Source organism: Azospirillum sp. P4_B5 (genome assembly GCF_056402275.1).
In genome coordinates this window covers 1-19,708 of the sequence record NZ_JBFUHT010000032.1, presented here as the reverse complement: position 1 = coordinate 19,708, position 19,708 = coordinate 1, and the positions used below count along the sequence as shown (strand labels likewise).

Annotated in this window: 17 protein-coding genes; 6 read left to right on the top strand and 11 right to left on the bottom strand. The window is 68.4% G+C overall.

Features of this window, described 5'->3' with window-relative positions; translation table 11 throughout:
• Positions 1-112 precede the first annotated feature (112 nt).
• The 3 genes from ilvD to hflX form a co-directional block, all read right to left on the bottom strand.
• On the bottom strand, positions 113-1,978 hold the full coding sequence (gene ilvD / locus AC1DVI_RS22040; RefSeq protein WP_476959794.1) for a dihydroxy-acid dehydratase: 1,866 nt from the start codon (positions 1,976-1,978) through the stop codon (positions 113-115).
• A 164-nt stretch (positions 1,979-2,142) separates the two neighbouring features.
• Positions 2,143-2,568, bottom strand: a complete 426-nt coding sequence (locus tag AC1DVI_RS22035) for a DUF2934 domain-containing protein (protein WP_476959793.1) — start codon at positions 2,566-2,568, stop codon at positions 2,143-2,145.
• A gap of 124 nt (positions 2,569-2,692) precedes the next feature.
• Positions 2,693-4,099 carry a GTPase HflX gene (hflX, locus tag AC1DVI_RS22030; protein WP_476959792.1) on the bottom strand — a complete coding sequence of 469 codons (1,407 nt, stop codon included), beginning with the start codon at positions 4,097-4,099 and terminating at the stop codon, positions 2,693-2,695.
• A 146-nt stretch (positions 4,100-4,245) separates the two neighbouring features.
• On the opposite strand from hflX, the gene AC1DVI_RS22025 reads away from it, so the two are divergent.
• The 4 genes from AC1DVI_RS22025 to AC1DVI_RS22010 all read left to right on the top strand — a co-directional run bounded on the left by AC1DVI_RS22025 (position 4,246) and on the right by AC1DVI_RS22010 (position 7,726).
• Positions 4,246-5,892: a phospholipid carrier-dependent glycosyltransferase gene (locus tag AC1DVI_RS22025; protein ID WP_476959791.1), complete on the top strand. Its 1,647-nt coding sequence runs from the start codon at positions 4,246-4,248 to the stop codon at positions 5,890-5,892.
• 57 nt (positions 5,893-5,949) lie between these two features.
• Positions 5,950-6,684, top strand: a complete 735-nt coding sequence (locus tag AC1DVI_RS22020) for a TetR family transcriptional regulator (protein WP_476959790.1) — start codon at positions 5,950-5,952, stop codon at positions 6,682-6,684.
• 137 nt (positions 6,685-6,821) lie between these two features.
• Positions 6,822-7,250 (top strand): phasin family protein, encoded by a 429-nt coding sequence (locus AC1DVI_RS22015; RefSeq protein WP_476959789.1) that lies wholly within the window; start codon positions 6,822-6,824, stop codon positions 7,248-7,250.
• Positions 7,251-7,390: 140 nt separating this feature from the next.
• Positions 7,391-7,726, top strand: coding sequence for a tRNA-binding protein (locus AC1DVI_RS22010; RefSeq protein ID WP_376994791.1), 336 nt, complete (start codon positions 7,391-7,393; stop codon positions 7,724-7,726).
• A gap of 77 nt (positions 7,727-7,803) precedes the next feature.
• On the opposite strand, the gene rimO is transcribed toward AC1DVI_RS22010, so the two are convergent.
• Positions 7,804-9,168, bottom strand: a complete 1,365-nt coding sequence (gene rimO / locus AC1DVI_RS22005) for a 30S ribosomal protein S12 methylthiotransferase RimO (RefSeq protein WP_476959788.1) — start codon at positions 9,166-9,168, stop codon at positions 7,804-7,806.
• A gap of 345 nt (positions 9,169-9,513) precedes the next feature.
• Between rimO and AC1DVI_RS22000 the strand changes: the two genes are divergently transcribed.
• On the top strand, positions 9,514-9,951 hold the full coding sequence (locus AC1DVI_RS22000) for a MarR family winged helix-turn-helix transcriptional regulator (RefSeq protein ID WP_149165089.1): 438 nt from the start codon (positions 9,514-9,516) through the stop codon (positions 9,949-9,951).
• Positions 9,952-10,062: 111 nt separating this feature from the next.
• Here the strand turns inward: AC1DVI_RS22000 and AC1DVI_RS21995 are convergent, their stop codons facing one another.
• From AC1DVI_RS21995 to AC1DVI_RS21965, 7 genes are all read right to left on the bottom strand, one after another.
• Entirely contained in the window at positions 10,063-10,293 is a 231-nt protein-coding gene (locus AC1DVI_RS21995; protein WP_476959787.1) for a formate dehydrogenase subunit delta, read from the bottom strand.
• 31 nt (positions 10,294-10,324) lie between these two features.
• A complete protein-coding gene (gene fdhD / locus AC1DVI_RS21990) occupies positions 10,325-11,122 on the bottom strand; it encodes a formate dehydrogenase accessory sulfurtransferase FdhD (protein ID WP_476959786.1) in 798 nt (265 codons plus the stop codon).
• 28 nt (positions 11,123-11,150) lie between these two features.
• Entirely contained in the window at positions 11,151-13,979 is a 2,829-nt protein-coding gene (gene fdhF, locus AC1DVI_RS21985) for a formate dehydrogenase subunit alpha (RefSeq protein WP_476959785.1), read from the bottom strand.
• A 19-nt stretch (positions 13,980-13,998) separates the two neighbouring features.
• The gene (locus tag AC1DVI_RS21980) at positions 13,999-15,564 is read right to left on the bottom strand and encodes a formate dehydrogenase beta subunit (RefSeq protein WP_476959784.1); all 1,566 of its coding nucleotides are present in this window, start codon (positions 15,562-15,564) and stop codon (positions 13,999-14,001) included.
• On the bottom strand, positions 15,561-16,049 hold the full coding sequence (locus AC1DVI_RS21975; RefSeq protein ID WP_476959783.1) for a formate dehydrogenase subunit gamma: 489 nt from the start codon (positions 16,047-16,049) through the stop codon (positions 15,561-15,563). Before AC1DVI_RS21975 ends, AC1DVI_RS21980 begins: the two co-directional genes overlap by 4 nt.
• 168 nt (positions 16,050-16,217) lie before the next feature.
• Complete coding sequence (locus tag AC1DVI_RS21970; RefSeq protein ID WP_200527496.1) at positions 16,218-17,150, bottom strand: LysR family transcriptional regulator; 933 nt, start codon at positions 17,148-17,150, stop codon at positions 16,218-16,220.
• A gap of 129 nt (positions 17,151-17,279) precedes the next feature.
• Positions 17,280-18,533 (bottom strand): multidrug effflux MFS transporter, encoded by a 1,254-nt coding sequence (locus AC1DVI_RS21965; protein ID WP_476959782.1) that lies wholly within the window; start codon positions 18,531-18,533, stop codon positions 17,280-17,282.
• A 284-nt stretch (positions 18,534-18,817) separates the two neighbouring features.
• On the opposite strand from AC1DVI_RS21965, the gene AC1DVI_RS21960 reads away from it, so the two are divergent.
• The coding region (locus tag AC1DVI_RS21960; protein WP_476959781.1) for a cache domain-containing protein at positions 18,818-19,708 on the top strand (891 nt) is incomplete at its 3' end.

The following is a 19,708-nucleotide window of genomic DNA, read 5'->3' as shown; positions in this document are numbered from 1 at the left end:
GGCGCTGCGGATTGCCGCTGCGCCGTTCGTTGCCGCAGTTTGCCTGTGCAACTTTTCCGAAGGCCTCAACCGAAAGATTTTGGGACCTTTCGGTCGAGGCTTCGGTACGGTGTCAGCGCTTCACGGCGATGCCTTCGACCTGCGACACGTCGCGCACCGCGCCGCGGTCCGCGCTGGTGGTCAGGGCGGCGTAGGCGCGCAGAGCCGGCGAGACGACGCGGTTGCGGTTGGCCGGCTTCCAGGCGTCGGCGCCCTTGGCGTTCTCGGCGTCGCGGCGGCGCTGCATCTCCTCGTCGGACAGGGCGAGGTTGATCTTGCGGTTGGGGATGTCGATCTCGATCCGGTCGCCGTCCTGGACGAGACCGATGGCGCCGCCCTGCGCCGCTTCCGGCGAAGCGTGGCCGATCGACAGGCCCGACGTGCCGCCGGAGAAGCGTCCGTCGGTAACCAGGGCGCAGGCCTTGCCCAGCCCCTTCGACTTCAGGTAGCTCGTCGGATAGAGCATTTCCTGCATGCCGGGACCGCCGCGCGGGCCTTCGTAACGGATGACCACCACGTCGCCCGCCTTGACCGTGTCGCCCAGGATGGCCTCGACCGCCGCGTCCTGGCTTTCGAAGACGCGGGCCGGGCCGGCGAAGACGAGGTTGGAGGCGTCGACGCCCGCCGTCTTCACGATGCAGCCCTTCTCCGCGATGTTGCCGAACAGCACGGCGAGGCCGCCGTCCTTGCTGAAGGCGCTGTCGACGGAGCGGATGACGCCCTTGTCACGGTCGAGATCCAGTTCGGGCCAGCGCTTCTCCTGGCTGAAGGCGATGGTCGTCGGGATGCCGCCGGGGGCGGCCTTGAACATGGTGTGCACGCCTTCGTCCTGGGTGCGCTTGACGTCCCAGCGGTCCAGCGCATCGCCCAGCGTCTTGGCGTGGACCGTCGCGACGTCGCGGTTCAGCAGCCCGCCGCGGTCGAGCTCGCCCAGAATGCCGAAGATGCCGCCGGCCTTGTGCACGTCCTCGATGTGGACGTCGGACACCGCCGGGGCGACCTTGCAGACGTTTGGCACGCGGCGCGACAGCCGGTCGATGTCGGCCATGGTGAAGGGCACCTCGCCCTCCTGCGCGGCGGCCAGCAGGTGCAGCACCGTGTTGGTGGAGCCGCCCATGGCGATGTCGAGCGTCATGGCGTTCTCGAACGCCTCGAAGGTGGCGATGCCGCGGGGCAGGGCGGTGGCGTCCTCCTCCTGGTACCAGCGGCGGCACAGTTCGACGGCCATGCGGCCGGCGGCCAGGAACAGCTCCTTGCGGTCGGCGTGCGTCGCCAGGATCGTGCCGTTGCCGGGCAGGGAAAGGCCCAGCGCCTCGGTCAGGCAGTTCATCGAATTGGCGGTGAACATGCCGGAGCAGGAGCCGCAGGTCGGGCAGGAGCCGCGTTCCATCACCGCCGCTTCCTCGTCGGTCACGGTCGGGTCGGCGGCGGCGACCATGGCGTCGATCAGGTCGACGGCCTTGGTCTTGCCGCGCCAGTTGACCTTGCCGGCCTCCATCGGGCCGCCCGACACGAAGACCGCCGGGATGTTCAGCCGCATGGCGGCCATCAGCATGCCGGGGGTGATCTTGTCGCAGTTGGAGATGCACACCAGCGCGTCGGCGCAATGGGCGTTCACCATGTATTCGACCGCATCGGCGATCAGCTCGCGCGACGGCAGGCTGTAGAGCATGCCGTCGTGGCCCATGGCGATGCCGTCGTCCACGGCGATGGTGTTGAACTCCTTGGCGACGCCGCCGGCCTTCTCGATCTCGCGGGCGACGAGCTGGCCCAGATCCTTCAGGTGGACGTGCCCCGGCACGAACTGGGTGAAGGAGTTGGCGATCGCGATGATCGGCTTGCCGAAATCGCCGTCCTTCATGCCCGTCGCGCGCCACAGGCCGCGGGCGCCCGCCATGTTGCGGCCGTGCGTGGAAGTGCGGGAGCGATAATGCGGCATGTCTCTACCTCAGGGATCGAACATTGCGTGCGGATGCGCAGGGGCAGCAACACTAGCAATCCCGAAGGCCGGAAACCAGACCTCTCGTTCCCTTTACCGTTCCATTTTCCGGCTGGCGGGGCATAGGAGCTTTGCGGAGAACGGGGAGTGGAGTGCCCCGCCCCTCAGCCGCGCGACGCGTCCCGGCGCGACGCCTTGCCCGGCTTTCCGCTTGCCGCCCCGCCGCGGGAGATCTGGCCGCCGGTCTTGGTCGTGCCGGTCTGCTCCGTCCGTCCGGCGGCCACCGCCGAAAGATTTTCAGCCGCCGCCCGTGTGCCGCCGCCCCGGGCGGCTGTGGGAGTGGCCTTTGGCTTCGCGGGGGCCGGCTTCGCGTCGGTCGCCTTCGTGGAACGCCGTTTCGGCGGGGCTTCCGGGGCGCTGCTTTCCGTTTCCGCGCTCTGCCGCTCGGCGCGGATTTCGTCATCGACCTCGGCTTCGGCCTGGGCCCAATGCTCGTCATGCCGGCCGTCGGGGCGGCCGTCCCGCTCCCAGATGTTGTGGGCACGGCGGCGAACACGCTCGGCCCGATCCTGGCCCGGCTTTTCGGTCATGGGGCTGCCTCCTCCTGGTCATGGCGGGTCGGGGTCACGGACCGGCCTGTCCGTCACAACGCAGGAGAGCGGCAGTGGTTTCCGAACATCCGAAAGCGTGGGCCAAAAGGCGGAAGATGTATCGTCAGCGGCTTTCCTGTCCGACGAACCGGCTTTCGAAGCGGGCGGCGTCGGCGGGAGCCAGGGCGACATGCACATGGGCCTGTCCATCCTCGTCCCGGCGGTCCAGCACCTGTCCATGCTCGTACAGCCATGCCAGGGCGCGCCCGTCCGCAAGGTTCACGCTCAGTTCCAGCACCTGCCGACCAGCCGATATGCGCCGGTCCAGCAAATCCAGCAAGTCGTCCAGGCCCTCACCGGTCAAGGCGGATACGGCGACGGCGCGTTCCTCACCCTCCATCATGCGCTGGTTGGCGAGGCGCATGTGGAGCGCTCCGCGGGCGGTCGCCGGCATCTGGTCGGTCTTGTTCAGCACCTCCACCACCCGCGGGTCGTTGGCGGCGTCGATCCCGAGATCCGCCAGCACCGAGTCCACATCCGCCTTCTGCGCGGCCGCATCGGGATGTGAGACGTCGCGGACGTGCAGGATCAGGTCGGCGGCCTGCACCTCCTCCAGCGTCGCCCGGAAGGCGGCGACGAGTTGGGTGGGCAGTTCCGACACGAAGCCCACCGTGTCCGACAGCGCCATGGTCTTGCCGGAGGACAGGGCGATCCGACGCACCGTGGGGTCGAGCGTGGCGAACAGCATGTCCTCGGCGGTGACGCTGGCGCCGGACAACCGGTTGAACAGCGTCGACTTGCCGGCGTTGGTGTAGCCGACCAGCGCAACCAGCGGCGTGCCGCCGCGCTGCCGGGCGGAGCGGTGCAATTTGCGCGTCCGCCGCACCTCTTCCAGGTCCGACTTCAGGCGGGTGATGCGCTCGGCGATCAGGCGGCGGTCGAGTTCGAGCTGGCTTTCGCCGGGGCCGCCCAGGAAGCCGAAGCCGCCGCGCTGCCGCTCCAGGTGGGTCCAGGACCGCACCAGCCGCGAGCGCTGGTAGGTCAGGGCCGCCAACTCGACCTGCAACTGACCCTCGCGGGTCTGGGCGCGCTCCCCGAAGATCTCCAGGATCAGGCTGGTGCGGTCGATCACCTTGGCCATGCAGCGGCGTTCCAGGTTGCGCTGCTGCACCGGACTCAAGGGATGATCGATCACCACCAGATCGGCGTGAAAGGCTTCCACCATCCCGCCGATCCGCTCGGCGGTGCCGCGCCCGAACAGAGTGGCGGGATCGGGGCGGGCGACGCGGATCACTTCGGCGTGCGGCACCTCCAGGCGGATGGCCTGGGCAAGCGCAATCGCTTCGGAGAGTCGCGCGTCGGGCTGGCGCGCCGCGACGTTTCCATCGTCGGCATGCGTGGGCAGGACCGGCAGGATGACCAGAGCGCGGCCGGCGGAGGGCGGTCCCGCCCCGTCAGGATCGTGCCCCTGGTCATTGCGGGAAACGGAGGCGGCGGAACGGGGTGACGGGCGGTCGTCGGAATCAGGCATTGGGCTGGCACCGTTCCTTCAGGCAAAGGGGTTGGGCGATCAAGAGTTGCAGGCCCGCAAAAAACAGCCCGCCGCTGCCGCGGTTCCAAAACCGTCCGGAATCGTGCACAAACCGCTGGCGTGTAACCTCTGGGCATACTCCGATCATGTCATCCACAGACCGCGGCGCCACGTCACCCAATACGGTCAGGCCCAACCGTCCGGCTGGGGTGCCCAGCGCCGGCGTGCTGGAGCGCTGGCCATGGTGGGGGCTGTGCGGGGCGCTGGCGGCGGCGATGGTGGTGTCGGCTCTGGTGATCGGCTTCCGTACGCCCTACTGGTCGCACGCCGACCAGGATCTGGTGCTGGCCTATCATGGGCTGCTGTTCAACGAGGGGCTGGCCCAGGAGTATTTCGATCATCCCGGCTACACCTATTTCCTGGTGATCGAGGTCTGGTACCGGCTGCTGCACGCGCTGGGGCTGATGCCGGTCGTCACCCTGTCCAGCCTGCCGCCCGCCGCCGACACCGCCGCCTACGACGCCGCCTGGCAGAATCTGGTGGAGGCAGGACGGGCGCTGTCCATTCTCATCACCACCGGCTTCGCGCTGCTCTACGCCAACCTCGTCCGTACGCTGGTCGGCGACCGTCGGGTGGCCTTCCTGGCCGCCGTGGTGACGGCTTTCGGCATCGGCCTGTCCACCCAGGCGCGGCAGATGCGCACCGACCTGCTGTCGGCCTCCTTCGTGGTCACGGCGCTTCTTCTGGTGCTGGTCGCCGTCCGCACCGCACCGGGCTGGCGGCCCCTGCTGCTTCTCGGGCTGGCCGGTCTGCTGGCCGGTTTGGCGGTGGTGACGAAGATCCAGGCGATCTTCCTGGCGCTGGGCATTCCAGTGATCGCGCTGGCCTTCGGGCGCCGCTTCGCGGGGGAGGGCAGACACCACTGGATCGCCGCCGGCATTCTGGCGCTGGCGGCGGGCGCGGCGGCGCTTCCCGCGGTGGCCCTGATCCAGCACGGCATCGCCAGCGCCGGGCAGTCGCTATACCCCTACCGGCCGGTCGGCGTCGGGCTGTCGGGGGTCTATCAGGGGATCGTCGTCGGTTGGGTCGTCCTCGGCATGGCCGTCTACGCGGCGGTGTGGCGGGTGCGCCTGTCCTACGCGGTGGCGGCCATGGCGGCGGTCGCGCTCGGGCTGGCGCTCGGGGTGCTCGCCCTGACGATCCGCCCGCATGAACAGAACGTCATCGCCGTCGCCAACCTGATCGAGCACATGTTCGTCTTCACCACCTGGAAGCATCAGGCGGCGCTCCAGGGGCAGGAGCAGGTGCTGTCCGACGGGCTGGTGACGCTGCTGGCGAAGGGGCTGTGGCGCACGCTGGCGATTCGCACCATCGTCCTTCACCCCGACAACATCCCGCAGACCGTCGTTGTGGAATGGTTCATCATCGGCGGCTGCATCGTCCTGTGGCGCCGAGGGCAACGTGTGGCCGCGGCGCAGGCGGCGCTTCTGCTGCTGGTCGCCTGGGGTCTGGAAACGCTGTTCTCCCTGCGCGGCTTCCAGCGGGCCTACGCGGCCTACACCGACCCGCTGATGGGGCTCGCCGCGGCCTGGGTGCTGCTGCGCCTGCCCGGCCTGCTGGATGGCGCCCGGACGCGCCTCTGGATCGTCGGCACGGTGGCGCTGGTGGTGGTGGTCGCCCAGGTCTGGCCTACCATCGAGGCCATCCGCCTGCCCAACCCCGCCGGCCAATGCGGCTGGATTCCCACCTACATGAAGCGGGTCGAGCCCTTCCCCTTCTGCCGCCCCGGTTGAGGTGCGGCGCCGGCGTCCCACATCATAGGGATAGGCTGACCATAAGGTTCGACCCCCATGGACGATACCGCCGACACCCGCTGGAAGACCGATCCTGACGCCCCCGACACCGCGGGCAACGCCGCGGAAGGGCAAGGCGCCGACGAACTGGACCGGCGGGTGGCCGCCGCGGCGATGCGGCTCGCCGCCGGGCAGGGCTGGCGCAACACCGGGCTGCTGGCGATCGCACGGGCCGCCGGGGTGGCGCCGGACGTCTTCTACCGCCGTTTCCCAGATCGCTCCGACGTGCTGGCCGCCGTGTCGCGGGTCGCCGACACGGCGGTTCTCGCCGACGATGCTCCGGTCGGCCCGGACGAGAGCGCCCGCGACCGGCTGTTCGACGTGATGATGCGCCGCTACGACGCGCTGCTCCCCTACCGGGACGGGCTGCGCTCGGTTGTCCGCGACTTGCGGCGGGAACCGCTGACCGCGCTGGCCTTCTCCCGCCATTTCGGACGGTCGATGGCCTGGATGCTGCGCGCCGCGGGGGTGGAGGCTGACCGGACCGGCGGCCCCTTGTTCGTGGCCGGGCTGGGCGCGGTGCAGGCGCGGGTCATGCGCGTCTTCCTGGAGGACGACAGCGCCGACCTGTCGCGGACCATGGCGGCGCTGGATTCCGAACTGCGGCGGGCGGAGCGCTGGGCTGGGGCATTACGCCGCAGATCCGGACGCGCCTCTTCCTCCGAATCGCAAACGGCGCCGCAGGGCGCCGGGAAACCGGCCAGGGAACCGGGAAGCGCGTCCGCCGGTTGAGGTTCCGTAGGACGCAGTGTAACCCCTGGTGCGACGCACAAGGGCGTTGACTATCTTTTTGGCAATCTGCATAGTCGCGCCACAGGTTTGCTGCGCCGCAGCACGCCTAATGAATCCTTTCGTCGGGGGTGAGAACCATGGCCAAGCAGACCGGTAACCCGTTCCTCGAATTCGACCTGTCCAAGATGCTGGGCGAGTACAAGGTGCCGGGCCTGGACATCGAGTCCATCCTGGCGAGCCAGCGCAAGAACATCGAGGCGGTGACCGCCGCCAACCAGCTCGCGATCGAGGGTCTGCAGGCCGTTCTGCGCCGCCAGGCCGAGATCGTCCGCTCCTCCGTCGAGGAGGCCGGCAGCTATGTGAACCAGGTTGCCGCCGCCGGGACGCCGGAAGAGAAGGCCGCCAAGCAGGCCGAGATGGTCAAGGTCGCCTTCGAGAAGGCCCTGTCGAACATCAAGGAACTGGCCGAGCTGGTCGCCAAGTCCAACACCGAGGCCGCCGACGTGCTGTCGAAGCGCGTGTCGGAGAGCCTGGACGAGGTCAAGGCCGCCATCGCCAAGAAGTAAGCTCCTCTCCCGCCGGAGAGTGCCGCAAGGGGCCGCCCACCGGGGCGGCCCTTTCGCGTTTCAGCTTCGGCGCCGCCGATGCTAGCCTTGCCCGCGACGAATGAAACCGTAACAACCGCAACAGGGCAGGGACGATTCCCGTGACCATCAATTACGACGATTTCCTGAAGGTGGACATCCGCGTCGGCACCATCACCGCGGCGGAGCCCTTTCCGGAGGCGCGCAAGCCCGCCTACAAGCTGACCATCGATTTCGGGCCGGAGATCGGGACCCGGCGCAGTTCCGCCCAGATCACGCGCCACTACACGCTCGACGAGCTGGTAGGCCGGCAGGTGCTGGGCGTGGTGAACTTCCCGCCCAAGCGCATCGGCCCCTTCACCAGCGAGGTTCTTTGCCTGGGTCTCCCGGATGCCGAGGGCGAAGTGGTGCTGGTCGGGCCGGGGCAGGGCGTGCCGAACGGCGGGCGGCTGTACTGAGTGTGCTCCTGAGTCTGCGGACAGCAAAAGGGCCGGGAGGCATCGCCGTCCCGGCCCTATTTCTTTTGGCGAAACCCTTACTCGGCGCGTTCGATGGAGCCCCAGAGGTCGTACTCGTCGGCGTGCTCGATGGTCACGTCCACGATGTCGCCCGGCTTCACGTTCGTCTCGCCGTTCAGGAAGACGTTGCCGTCGATCTCCGGCGCGTCGGCGTAGGAACGGCCGATGGCTCCCTCCTCGTCGACCTCGTCGATGAGGACGCCCAGCGTGAAGCCGACCTTCTGCTGGAGCCGCTCGGCGCTGATCGCCTTCTGGGTCTCCATGAAGCGCTCCCAGCGCTCCTGCTTGACCTCTTCCGGAACGGCGCCGGGCAGGTCGTTGGCGGTGGCGCCGTCGACCGGCTCGTACTTGAAGCAGCCGACGCGGTCGAGCTGCGCCTCCTTCAGCCAGTCCAGCATGAACTGGAAGTCCTCTTCCGTCTCGCCGGGGAAGCCGGTGATGAAGGTGGAGCGCAGAACCAGATGCGGGCATTCCTGCCGCCACTTCCGGATGCGGTCGAGCTGCTTCTCCTGGGCCGCCGGGCGGCGCATCGCCTTCAGCACGGTGGGGGAGGCGTGCTGGAACGGGATGTCCAGATAGGGGAGGATGCGGCCCTCCGCCATCAGCGGGATCACCTCGTCCACATGCGGGTAGGGGTAGACGTAGTGCAGGCGCACCCAGACGTCGAAATTCGCCAGTTCGCGACAGAGGTCGATGAAGCGCGCCTTCACCTTGCGCCCGTACCAGTCCTCTTCGGCGTACCTGCGGTCGATGCCGTAGGCGCTGGTGTCCTGGGAGATGACCAGCAGTTCCTTGACGCCGGCGGTCGCCAGCTTCTCCGCCTCGCGCAGGACCGAAGCGACCGGCCGGCTGACCAGATCGCCGCGCAGGGACGGGATGATGCAGAAGCTGCAGCGGTTGTTGCAGCCCTCGGAAATCTTCAGATAGGCGTAGTGGCGCGGGGTCAGCCGCAGCCCTTCCGGCGGCACCAGATCGGTGAAGGGGTCGTGGACCGGCGGCACGGCGTCGTGCACGGCGTTGACGACCTGCTCGTACTGGTGGGGACCGGTGACAGCCAGCACGTCCGGATGGACCTGCCGGATCATATCCGATTCCACGCCCATGCAGCCGGTCACGATGACCCGGCCGTTTTCCTTGATCGCCTCGCCGATGGCCTCCAGCGATTCCTTCTTGGCGGAATCGAGGAAGCCGCAGGTGTTGACCAGCACGACGTCCGCGCCGTCGTAGGACGGCGAGATCTCGTAGCCTTCGGCGCGCAGGCGCGTGAGGATGCGCTCGGAGTCGACGAGCGCCTTGGGGCAGCCCAGGCTGACGATCCCCACCTTGGGGGAGGAGGCCGGGTTGGTCTTGAAACCGGGAATGGACGGGGGCGTGCTGGTCATGGCGCGCATATATAGGCGAGTCGCGGCGCAACGCCAGACAAAACGCGCGGCGCAGCCCCGACACGAGGTGGTGGGTGCCCTGCGTTGTCTTCGCACCGGCCCGGTGTTCCGGCCGGCGCCACAGGGGGTGCGACACCTTGTGCTGAATGGCATTTAAGGTCAATGTTTCGTTTACTGTCGCGATGCCGTAGTGTGCGCCCCGTCGTCGGGGGTGGGGAGTCATGGACTTGCCTACTGCAGTATGTTAGTTTGGTGACCATATAGTCTCTATAACGTACAGACGCGTTGCCGGCTTTTCGTTCTGCGGCGCCGTCTTTCTCCGGCAACTGTCGAGACTCCGCTGCCATGTCGAAAAGCCCACCGTCCCTGGCATCGGCGCAGGCGATCGCCGAGGTCATGATGCACATCGGTCACATTGCCGACAGCATGGGCTATACGCAGGGTCTGAAGCCGTCGCAATGGACGGCGCTGCGCTATTTCGCGCGCGCCAACGACAGCCAACGAACCGTTTCCGCCTTTGCGGACTTCCACGCGACGACCCGCGGCGCGGCGTCCCAGATGGTCGAGGTTCTGGTGACGAAGGAACTGCTGACGCGGGTCCCAGTGCCGGAAGACCGCCGAGTCGTGCAACTTCACCCGACCGAGAAGGCTCTGGCGCTTCTCGAATACGATCCGCTCAAGGACTTCGCCGCGGTCATCGCGGCCCTGCCGGGGCCGGACCAGTTCCAACTCGCGGATCTGCTGTCGCGCGTGCTGAAGGGGTTGTTGAGCCAGCGGGCTTAGGGAACGAAGGCGCGTTGCCCCCTCCCTAACCCTCCCCCGCTTTGCAGGGGAGGGGACAATTTCTCCCTCCCTTGCGAAGCGGGGGAGGGCCGGGGTGGGGGAAATGAGCCGTTACGCGCTCCCCACCGTCGGCCGCTTCAGCCGCTCGACCGCCTTGGTGACGATCTCGTGCAGGCCTTCGCCGCCGGCGCTGCTGTGATCCAGCAGGCGCTGGCGCATGCGCGGCTCCCAGAAGGCGCGGATGTGGCCGGCGGTTTCGGTCACCGCCTCGTCCTGCGGGTAGGACTGGAAATAGCTGGCGATCTGGTTCGCCATGCGGACGAGTTCGCGTGTGGTGTCCATGGGTCGGCTCCCGGAAATTTGGTTTTCTTCGTCAACGGAACAGCATGACGCCGTTGCCGCGCGCGCGGGCGGCCAGCGTCATGCCGGCGGCGCGGGCGAGCTTCAGCGCCAGCGCCGTGGGGGCGGAGATGGTGGCGAGCATGGGGATGCCGATGGTCGCGGCCTTCTGGACCAGCTCAAAGCTGCAGCGGCTGCTCATCACCGCGAAGCCGCCGGACGGGTCGATGCCCGCGCGGGCCAGCGCGCCGGCCAGCTTGTCGAGTGCGTTGTGCCGCCCGACATCCTCACGCGCCATCACGATGCGCCCGTTCGGCCCGGCCCAGGCCGCTGCGTGCAGGGACTTGTTGGCGCGGTTCATCGGCTGGTGGTCGGGCAGGGCGGTAAAGGCGGCAGCCACGGCCGCCACCGACGGGGTGAAGCCCGCCGTCACCTTCGGCGGCTCGCGCACCGCGTTGGCGAGGCTGTCGATTCCGCACAGGCCGCAGCCGCTCCGCCCTTCCATGGAGCGGCGGCGGAGCGAACCGCGCAGAAGACGCAACGGGTCGGCCTCGATGGACAGGACGATGCCGTTCTCCACCGGGCGGACGTCGATGCGGTCGATGTCGGCGGCACTGCCGACGATGTCCTCGCACAGGCTGAAGCCCAGCGCGAAGTCCTCGAGATCGGCGGGCGTCGCCATCATCACGGCGTGAGACCGTCCGTTGTATTCGAACGCCACCGGAGTCTCCTCGGCGACCAGCCACGTCACGTTTGCCTGATTCGCCGCCAGATCGGCGGTTTCCGGAAAGCCGGTGCCGCTGGCCGGCAGGGAATGGGCGTGGGTGAGCATGGCTGGTCCTCCGCTGCGCGTTGCCGCTTTACTCCGCCGCCACTTCCACCAGATCGCCGCGGCGGATCTGCCAATCGGACGGGTGGTTGCTCAGCGTCACCTGCACCGCGGTCACCTTGTATTCGGGGCAGTTGGTGGCCCAATCCGAATTCTCGGTGGTGACCACGTTGGCGCCCGTCACGGGGTGGTGGAAGGTGGTGTAGACCACCCCCTGCGGCATCCGGTCGGAGATGCGCGCCCGCAGCGTGGTGGCGCCGATGCGGCTGGCGATGGACACCAGATCGCCGTCGCGGATGCCCCGCTCCTCCGCGTCGTGGGCGTGGACCTCCAGGATGTCCTCCGGGTGCCACGCCACGTTGGCGGTTCGGCGGGTCTGGGCGCCGACGTTGTAGTGGCTGAGGATGCGGCCCGTCGTCAGGATCAGCGGGTAGAAGCGGGACGCCCGCTCCTCCGTCGGGACATACTCGGTGATCATGAAGCGGCCCTGGCCGCGCACGAAGCCGTCGGCGTGCATGATCGGTGTGCCGACCGACTCCTCGTCGGTGCAGGGCCACTGCACGCTGCCCACCCGGTCAAGCTTCTCGAAGCTGACGCCGGAGAAGGTCGGGGTCAGGCGGGCGATCTCGTCCATGATCTGCGCGCCGCTGCGGTAGAACATGGGATAACCCATGGCGGTGGCCAGATCGCAGACGACCTCCCATTCCTGCTTGCCGGTCTTGGACGGCATCACCGGGCGGACGCGGTTGATGCGGCGCTCGGCGTTGGTGAAGGTGCCGTCCTTCTCCAGGAAGGAGGTGCCGGGCAGGAAGACATGGGCGAAGGCCGCGGTCTCGTTCAGGAACAGGTCCTGCACGACGACGATCTCCATGGCCCGCAGGGCGGCGAACACATGCTGGGTGTTCGGGTCGGATTGGGCAATGTCCTCGCCCTGGACGAAGATCCCCTTGAAGGTCCCGTCCACCGCGGAGTCGAACATGTTGGGAATGCGCAGACCCGGCTCAGGGTCGAGGGCGGCGTTCCACACCTCCTCGAACTGCTGGCGGACCACGTCGTCGGAGACGTGGCGGTAGCCGGTCAGCTCGTGCGGGAAGGAGCCCATGTCGCAGGAGCCCTGGACGTTGTTCTGGCCGCGCAGCGGGTTCACGCCAACGCCGTCACGCCCGATGTTGCCGGTCGCCATGGCGAGGTTCGCCATGCCCATCACGGCGGTCGAGCCCTGGCTGTGCTCGGTGACGCCCAGGCCGTAATAGATCGCCGCGTTGCCGCCGGTGGCGTAGAGCCGGGCCGCCGCGCGCATCTCCGCCGCCGGGATGCCGGTGTACTGCTCGGTGTTCTCCGGGGAGTGGCGGGGGTCGCGGACGAAGGCTTCCCACCGGGCGAACTCCATCGGGTCGCACCGGTCGGCCACGAAATTGCGGTCGACCAGCTCCTCGGTCACGATCACATGGGCCAGCGCGTTCATCGCGGCGACGTTGGTGCCGGGACGGAGCTGGAGGTGGTGCGTCGCCGAGACGTGTGGGCTGCGCACGAGGTCGATGCGGCGCGGGTCGATGACGATCAGTTTGGCGCCCTGGCGCAGCCGCTTCTTCATGCGGGAGCCGAAGACCGGGTGGCCGTCCGTCGGATTGGCGCCGATGACCAGGATCACGTCCGACTTGTCGACGCTCTTGAAATCCTGCGTGCCGGCGGAGGTGCCGAAGGTCTGCTTCAGGCCGTAGCCGGTCGGGGAGTGGCAGACGCGGGCGCAGGTGTCGACGTTGTTGTTGCCGAAGGCGGCGCGGATCATCTTCTGGACGACGTACACCTCCTCGTTCGTGCAACGGGACGAGGTGATGCCGCCGATGGAGCCGCGGCCGTATTTCTGCTGGACCGCGCGCAGGCGGGTGGCGGCGTAGGTGATCGCCTCCTCCCAGGACACGATGCGCCACGGATCGTCGATGGTCTCGCGGATCATCGGCTTCGTCTGGCGGTCGGCGTGGGTGGCGTAGCCCCAGGCGAAGCGGCCCTTGACGCAGGAATGGCCCTCGTTGGCGCCGCCGTCCTTGTGGGGGACCATGCGAACCACGGTGGTGCCCTTCATCTCCGCCTTGAAGGAGCAGCCGACGCCGCAGTAGGCGCAGGTGGTGATGACGCTGTGCTCCGGCTGGCCCAGCTCGATCAGCGACTTCTCGGTCAGGGTGGCGGTCGGGCAGGCCTGGACGCAGGCGCCGCAGGACACGCACTCGCTGTCCATGAACTGTTCGAGCGCGCCTGGCGACACCTTGCTGTCGAAGCCGCGCCCGTCGATGGTCAGGGCGAAGGTGCCCTGGACCTCGCCGCAGGCCCGCACGCAGCGCGAGCAGACGATGCACTTGGACGGGTCGAAGGTGAAGTAGGGGTTGCTCTCGTCCTTCACCGCGGCGCGGTGGTTCTCACCTTCGTAGCCGTAGCGGACGTTGCGCAGGCCGACCGCGCCGGCCATGTCCTGAAGCTCGCAGTTGCCGTTGGTCGGGCAGGTCAGGCAGTCCAGCGGGTGGTCGGAGATGTACAGCTCCATCACGCCGCGGCGCAGCCGGCCCAGACGCTCATTCTGGGTGTGCACCTTCATGCCCGGGGCGACCGGCGTGGTGCAGGAGGCCGGCGTGCCGCGCCGCCCCTCGATCTCCACCATGCACAGGCGGCAGGAGCCATAGGCGTCCAGCATGTCGGTGGCGCACAGCTTCGGCACGGAGATGCCGGCTTCCATCGCCGCGCGCATCACCGAGGTGCCTTCCGGCACGGTCACCGTGCGGCCGTCGATGTCCAGCGTCACCATGGTGGCGGACTCGCGGGCCGGGGTGCCGTAATCGATGTCTTGGATGGGCATGGGGATCGACATGGGGTCTGGTCCTTTCCGCTCACTCGGCCGCGACAGCCGCGGGGCTGCGGGTGAAATCCTCGGGGAAGTGCTTCAGGGCACTGCGCACCGGGATCGGCGTCATGCCGCCCATGGCGCAGAGCGAGCCGTCGGTCATGACCTCGCACAGGTCGTTGAGCAGCGTGATGTTCGCCTGCACCTTCTCGCCGGCGATGATGTGGTCCATCACCTCGACGCCGCGTACCGCGCCGATGCGGCAGGGGGTACACTTGCCGCAGGATTCGGCGGCGCAGAACTCCATGGCGAAACGGGCCTGCCTGGCCATGTCCACGCTGTCGTCGAAGACGACGATGCCGCCGTGGCCGACCATCGCCTCGACCGCCGCGAAGGCCTCGTAATCCTTCGGCAGCTCGAACAGCGAGGGCGGCAGGTAGGCGCCGAGCGGGCCGCCGGCCTGAACCGCGCGGATCGGGCGCCCGGTGATGGTGCCGCCGCCGAACTCGTAGAGCAGCTCGTGCAGGGTGACGCCGAAGGCCTTCTCGACGATGCCGCCTCGGCGGATGTTGCCGGCGAGCTGGAAGGCCAGAGTGCCGCGCGACCGGCCGACGCCGAAATCGCGGTAGTGGTTGGCGCCCTTGTCCAGGATGATCGGGACCGAGGTCAGCGACAGCACGTTGTTGACGATCGTCGGCTTGCCGAAGAGGCCCTCCAGCGCCGGCAGCGGCGGCTTGGCCCGGACGGTGCCGCGCTTGCCCTCCAGGCTTTCCAGCATGGAGGTCTCCTCGCCGCAGATGTAGGCGCCGGCGCCGACGCGGACGTCGAGGTGGAAGCGGTGGCCGGTGCCATGGATCTCGTCGCCCAGCCACTTCTCGTCATAGGCCAGCCGGATCGCCTCGCGCATGGTCGCGACGGCGTGCGGGTACTCGGAGCGGATGTAGATGTAGCCCTCGGTGGCGCCCACCGCGATGGCGGCGATGGTCATGCCCTCGATCAGGCAGAAGGGGTCGCCCTCCATGATCATGCGGTCGGCGAAGGTGCCGCTGTCGCCCTCGTCGGCGTTGCAGCAGATGTATTTCTGGTCCGCCTGGGCGTTCAGCACCGTGTTCCATTTGATGCCGGTGGGGAAACCGGCACCGCCGCGGCCGCGCAGGCCGGATTCGGTGACCTCGGTCACGATCTCCGCCGGGGTCATGGCGAGCGCCCGCTCCAGCCCGCGGAAGCCGCCGTGCAGCCGGTAATCCTCGACCGACAGCGGGTCGATGATGCCGCAGCGGGCGAAGGTCAGCCGCTCCTGCTTGGCGAAGTAGGGGATCTTCTCGGTCAGGCCGTGGGCCAGCGCGTGGTCGGCGCCTTCGAGGAAGCCGGCGTCGAACAGGCCGGCCACGTCCTCGGCCATCACCGGGCCGTAGGCGACGCGGCCCTCGGGCGTCTCCACCTCGACCAGTGTCTCCAGCCACAGCATCCCGCGGGAGCCGTTGCGGACGATGCGGAGCGGGATGCCGCGCTTGGTGGCCTCGGCCCGGATGGCGGCGGCGGTCTCGTCGGCGCCCACCGACAGGGCGGCGGCGTCGCGCGGGACATAAACGGTGTGCAGGGGCTCGCTCATCGTGCAACCTCCGTGGCCAGGGTGGAGGCGGTGATGGCGTCGAAGCGGGCCGGGCTGACCCGGCCGTGCAGCGTCTCGTCCACCATCACGGCGGGGGCCAGGGCGCAGTTGCCCAGGCAGAAGACCGGCTCCAGCGAGAAGGCATCGTCGGCGGTGGTCTCGTGGAAATCCACCTTCAGGCGGCGGCGGATGTGGTCGATCAGCCCGTCGGCGTTCATCGACTGGCAGGCCTCGGCCCGGCAAACTTTGATGGTGTGGCGGCCGGGACGGCTGCGGCGGAATTCGTGGTAGAAGGACACCACCCCGTGCACGTCGGCGCGCGACAGGTTCAGCTCACGCGCCAGCAGCGGGATGGCCTCCTCGTCGATGCAGCCGAACTCTTCCTGAAGAGCGTGCAGCATCGGCAGCAGGGCCCCGCGCAGGTGACGGTTGGCGGCGATCACCGCCGTGGCGCGTTCTTCGCTCCATGGAGATCGGGCGTTCATGGTCTCCTCCCCCGCGCCCACCTGGATCGGCGGCGCTTCGTTGGTGTCTTGTCCGTCAGCGTTACGGACATTGGGGGAGGCGGGCAAATTTGATTTTCTGATGCGGTGATAGGGTTTCGCTATCACCACACGGGCGGCACGGTTATGCTGTTGAGATCATAGCCCTTTTTAGAGACCCCAGGGGGCCAGCGCCTCGTCGGTCAGGGCGCGCACGCGCTCGGCGAGGCCCGGTTCCGCGGCGACGGCAGCCAGCGCCCTGGCGAGCGGGGCCGGCGGCTCGCGGTCGGCGTAGACGAGTCCGACGGCGTAGGTCAGGTCCGGCTCGGTCAGCGGCAGGGCCACCAGATCGGGGTGGCGGGCGACCAGGGTCAGGAGCTGGCTGGGCACCACGCTGGCGGCCAGACCGCTGCGCACGATGGTGTAGATGGTGACGATGGAATTCGTCTCCATCAGCGGAACCACCGTCCGGTCGGCCATGCGGAAGGCGGTGTCGGCGATGCGCCGGTTCTGCATGTCGGGGGTGAGCAGGCACAGCGGCAGCTCCGCCGCGTCCGTCCAGCGGATGCTGGTGGCGCCCTCCCGCACCTGGCGGCGCTGGGCCAGCAGGAAGTAGCGCTCCGAAAACATCGGCACGGTGCGGACGTTGCTCAGCGGCTCGTTGTCGAGATAGGTGACGGCGGCGTCCAGTTCGAACCCGTCGAGGTCGCGCTGGATGTCCCGCGAACTGAGCGAGCGCACGCTGGAGCGGATCTGCGGGTAGCGCTCGGCGAAGCGGGCCAGAACATGGGGGACGGCGGGCAGGGCGGTGGGAATGGCGCCGATGCGCAGATGGCCGGAAAGGCCCTGGCCCAGCGCCGTCAGCTCCTGATAAAGCCCGTCCCGCTCCGCGACGATGCGGCGGGCGTATTCCAGCACCTTCAGACCCTCCGGGGTGAAGCCGGAGAACTTCTGTCCGCGTTCCACGATGGGCACGCGCAACTCGTCCTCGAGCTGGCGGATGGCGTTGGACAGCGTCGGCTGGGAGACGTGGCAGGCCTCCGCCGCCCGGCCGAAATGCTGCTCGCGCGCCAGGGCCAGCAGATAGACGAATTTGCGGAACACAGTCCCCTCCCGCGCGTGATGGGCCGGTGCCCGCTCGGCGTCCTTCTCAGGGCGTCGCGCACGTTATGCCGAATCGGACACACCGGCGGCAAGGAAAGAGGCACGCCCCGCCGCGGTCCATTTCGGACGTCACTCTCCCGGCTGCGCCGCGGCGGTGGCGTGGGTGGAGCGCATCAGGGTTCCGCGCTCCGTCAGCAGGACGGTCAGCAGCGCCAGCACGCCCAGCACGGTGAATCCGATGGTCAGCGGGCGCACGGTGCCGTCGAAGGACTGGCCGACGATCCAGCCGACCATCGCCGCCATGCCGGTGCTGAAGAAGCCGACAAAGGACGATCCCATACCCGCCACATGGCCCAGAGGCTCCATCGCCATGGCGTTGAAGTTGGGGGCGATCAGGCCGAAGCAGAAGAAGATCGCGGCCATGAACAGGCCGAGGCCGAGCAGCGGCGGATGCTCAGGAAAGCCGAGCAGCGCCATGGCGACGCCGGTCAGCGCGTAGCCGATCAGGGCGACGTGCGACACCCGGTGCATGCCGACCCGCCCGACCAGCCGCGCGTTGACCAGCGAAGCCAGGGCCATCACCCCGGCGATCGCGCCGAAAGCCACCGGGAACATCGTCCCCAGCCCGTAGACGTCCACGAAAATCTGCTGCGCGCTGCCGACGTAGCTCAGCAACCCGCCGAACAGCAGGCCCATGGCCGCGGTGTAGCCGACCGTCGCGCGCGTTGTCATAACCTTATGGAAGGCATGGCCGAGCGCCGCGGGAGACAGCGGCAGCCGATCCTCCGCCGCGCGGGTTTCCGAAAGCCGCAGCATCGACCAGGCGAAGGCGGCCACGGCCGCCAGGAACAGTGCGCCGAACACCCACGGCCAGGTGCCGAGACGCAGGATTCCCTCGCCCAGGGCCGGGGCGATGATCGGCACGATGATGAAGATCATCATGACGAAGGACATCACCCGCGCCATGTCGCGCCCGACGAAGCGGTCGCGCACGATGGCGATGGCGACGACGCGCGGCGCGGCGGCGCCGAAGCCTTGCAGCGCCCGAGCGGCCAGAAGCGTGGTGAAGCTGGGGGCGAAGACAGCGCCCAGCGACCCGATGGCGAAGATCACCAGACCGGCGGCCAGAACCGGCTTGCGCCCGAACCGGTCGGACAGCGGCCCGTGGAAGGGCTGCCCGACCGCGAAGCCCAGCATGTAGGCGGTGATGACGAGCTGACGGTCATTTTCCCGCACCACCCCGAAGGAGCTGGCGATGTCCGGCAAGGCGACCAGCATGATGTCGATGGACAGCGCTGTCAGCGCCATCAAAAGAGCCATGAGCGCGACGAACTCGCCGAAACGAATGTCGCCGCTCCGGCCGGCGGAAGCGGAATGGGGCATGGAATCAGGCATTGGACCAATGTGCCGCCCGCCTGTCTCCGCGGCAAATCGAATTCCCGCAGGCCCGCCATCGACATTTGGTCATGGACAATTCAGGGCTGTGGCACCCTGCGGCTCTATACGCCGCACATCACCACCTTTTGTGGTGTGTCCAACTTTCATTTGATGGTTTCAAGAACTGAAAATGGTTCCTACTGAAAATAGTGATAGGTGGGCGGATTTTGTGGGAGTCGCCGGAGTGCCTGTCTATAGTGGGCGGCGTCAACGGTTTGTGAAAATCGGGTATGCGCCTTCGTCTCCCCTTCGTGGCCCTGCTGGCGCTTCTTCCGCTCGTCGCCTTTGCGGTGGCCGCGATCATGCTGGTCGACCGTCAACAGGAGCGGTCGGTCGAGGAACTGATCCGCCATGCCACCGACGCAGCGGTGCGGACGGTGGACGGGCGCGTCCTCATGACGCGCAGCGCGCTCGAAATCATGTCCTCGGCCCGTTCGCTGGACATCGGCGACCGCGCCGTTTGGAGGGAGCGGTCGGAACGTGCGCTGCGCCAGCGTCCGGATTGGATCGCCCTGGAGGTGCGCGACCGCCAGGGTGAGGTCAACCTGCTCCACCGGCCGCAGGAGCCGGAAGCGGACGCCATCGATCATGCGGCCCGATTGGCCCAGACGGACCGTGTGTTCCGGTCGGGAGAGGTCTGGATCAGCGGCGTCATAACCGACCCCGCTGGCAAGGTGGAGCCGGTCTTCGCGGTCAGTGTGCCGGTTTGGGGCGTGGGCGAGGTGCGGCTGGTCCTGACCGCCTATGTGCGGGCCTGGTCCCTGCGTCAGGTCCTGGTCGATCAGGTGGCGACGCCGAATTGGATCGTCGCGCTTCTCGACCGCGATGGGCGCTTCATCGCCCGGACGAGGTCCGAAACGGCCTTCGATCCGGCGGTCGGAAAGCCGGCGCACGAGTCTCTTGCCCAGGCGCTGAAGATCGGCGACGAGTTTTTCCTGTCACGTACCCAGCAGGGGCAGGAGGTGCTGTCGGCGAAAGCCGGCTCCGTGGCGGCGCCCGGCTGGCTCCTGGCGCTCGGCACGCCGGCCGAGCCGATCCAGGCGGCGGCGCGGCGCACGGTCTACGCGGTCGCCGGCGGCGGGCTGGGCGCGCTGGCGGTGGCGGCGCTGGTCGCCTGGGCC

Excerpts from the sequence above, each read along its gene's own strand:
- AC1DVI_RS22020 (WP_476959790.1), top strand. The coding sequence starts at position 5,950 with ATGGACGATACCGCCGACACCCGCTGGAAGACCGATCCTGACGCCCCC.
- ilvD (WP_476959794.1), bottom strand. The coding sequence starts at position 1,978 with ATGCCGCATTATCGCTCCCGCACTTCCACGCACGGCCGCAACATGGCG.
- fdhD (WP_476959786.1), bottom strand. The coding sequence starts at position 11,122 with ATGCTCACCCACGCCCATTCCCTGCCGGCCAGCGGCACCGGCTTTCCG.
- AC1DVI_RS22000 (WP_149165089.1), top strand. The coding sequence starts at position 9,514 with ATGTCGAAAAGCCCACCGTCCCTGGCATCGGCGCAGGCGATCGCCGAG.
- AC1DVI_RS21965 (WP_476959782.1), bottom strand. The coding sequence starts at position 18,533 with ATGCCCCATTCCGCTTCCGCCGGCCGGAGCGGCGACATTCGTTTCGGC.
- AC1DVI_RS22035 (WP_476959793.1), bottom strand. The coding sequence starts at position 2,568 with ATGACCGAAAAGCCGGGCCAGGATCGGGCCGAGCGTGTTCGCCGCCGT.
- AC1DVI_RS22015 (WP_476959789.1), top strand. The coding sequence starts at position 6,822 with ATGGCCAAGCAGACCGGTAACCCGTTCCTCGAATTCGACCTGTCCAAG.
- AC1DVI_RS22025 (WP_476959791.1), top strand. The coding sequence starts at position 4,246 with ATGTCATCCACAGACCGCGGCGCCACGTCACCCAATACGGTCAGGCCC.
- fdhF (WP_476959785.1), bottom strand. The coding sequence starts at position 13,979 with ATGTCGATCCCCATGCCCATCCAAGACATCGATTACGGCACCCCGGCC.
- hflX (WP_476959792.1), bottom strand. The coding sequence starts at position 4,099 with ATGCCTGATTCCGACGACCGCCCGTCACCCCGTTCCGCCGCCTCCGTT.
- AC1DVI_RS21980 (WP_476959784.1), bottom strand. The coding sequence starts at position 15,564 with ATGAGCGAGCCCCTGCACACCGTTTATGTCCCGCGCGACGCCGCCGCC.
- AC1DVI_RS21975 (WP_476959783.1), bottom strand. The coding sequence starts at position 16,049 with ATGAACGCCCGATCTCCATGGAGCGAAGAACGCGCCACGGCGGTGATC.
- rimO (WP_476959788.1), bottom strand. The coding sequence starts at position 9,168 with ATGACCAGCACGCCCCCGTCCATTCCCGGTTTCAAGACCAACCCGGCC.
- AC1DVI_RS21995 (WP_476959787.1), bottom strand. The coding sequence starts at position 10,293 with ATGGACACCACACGCGAACTCGTCCGCATGGCGAACCAGATCGCCAGC.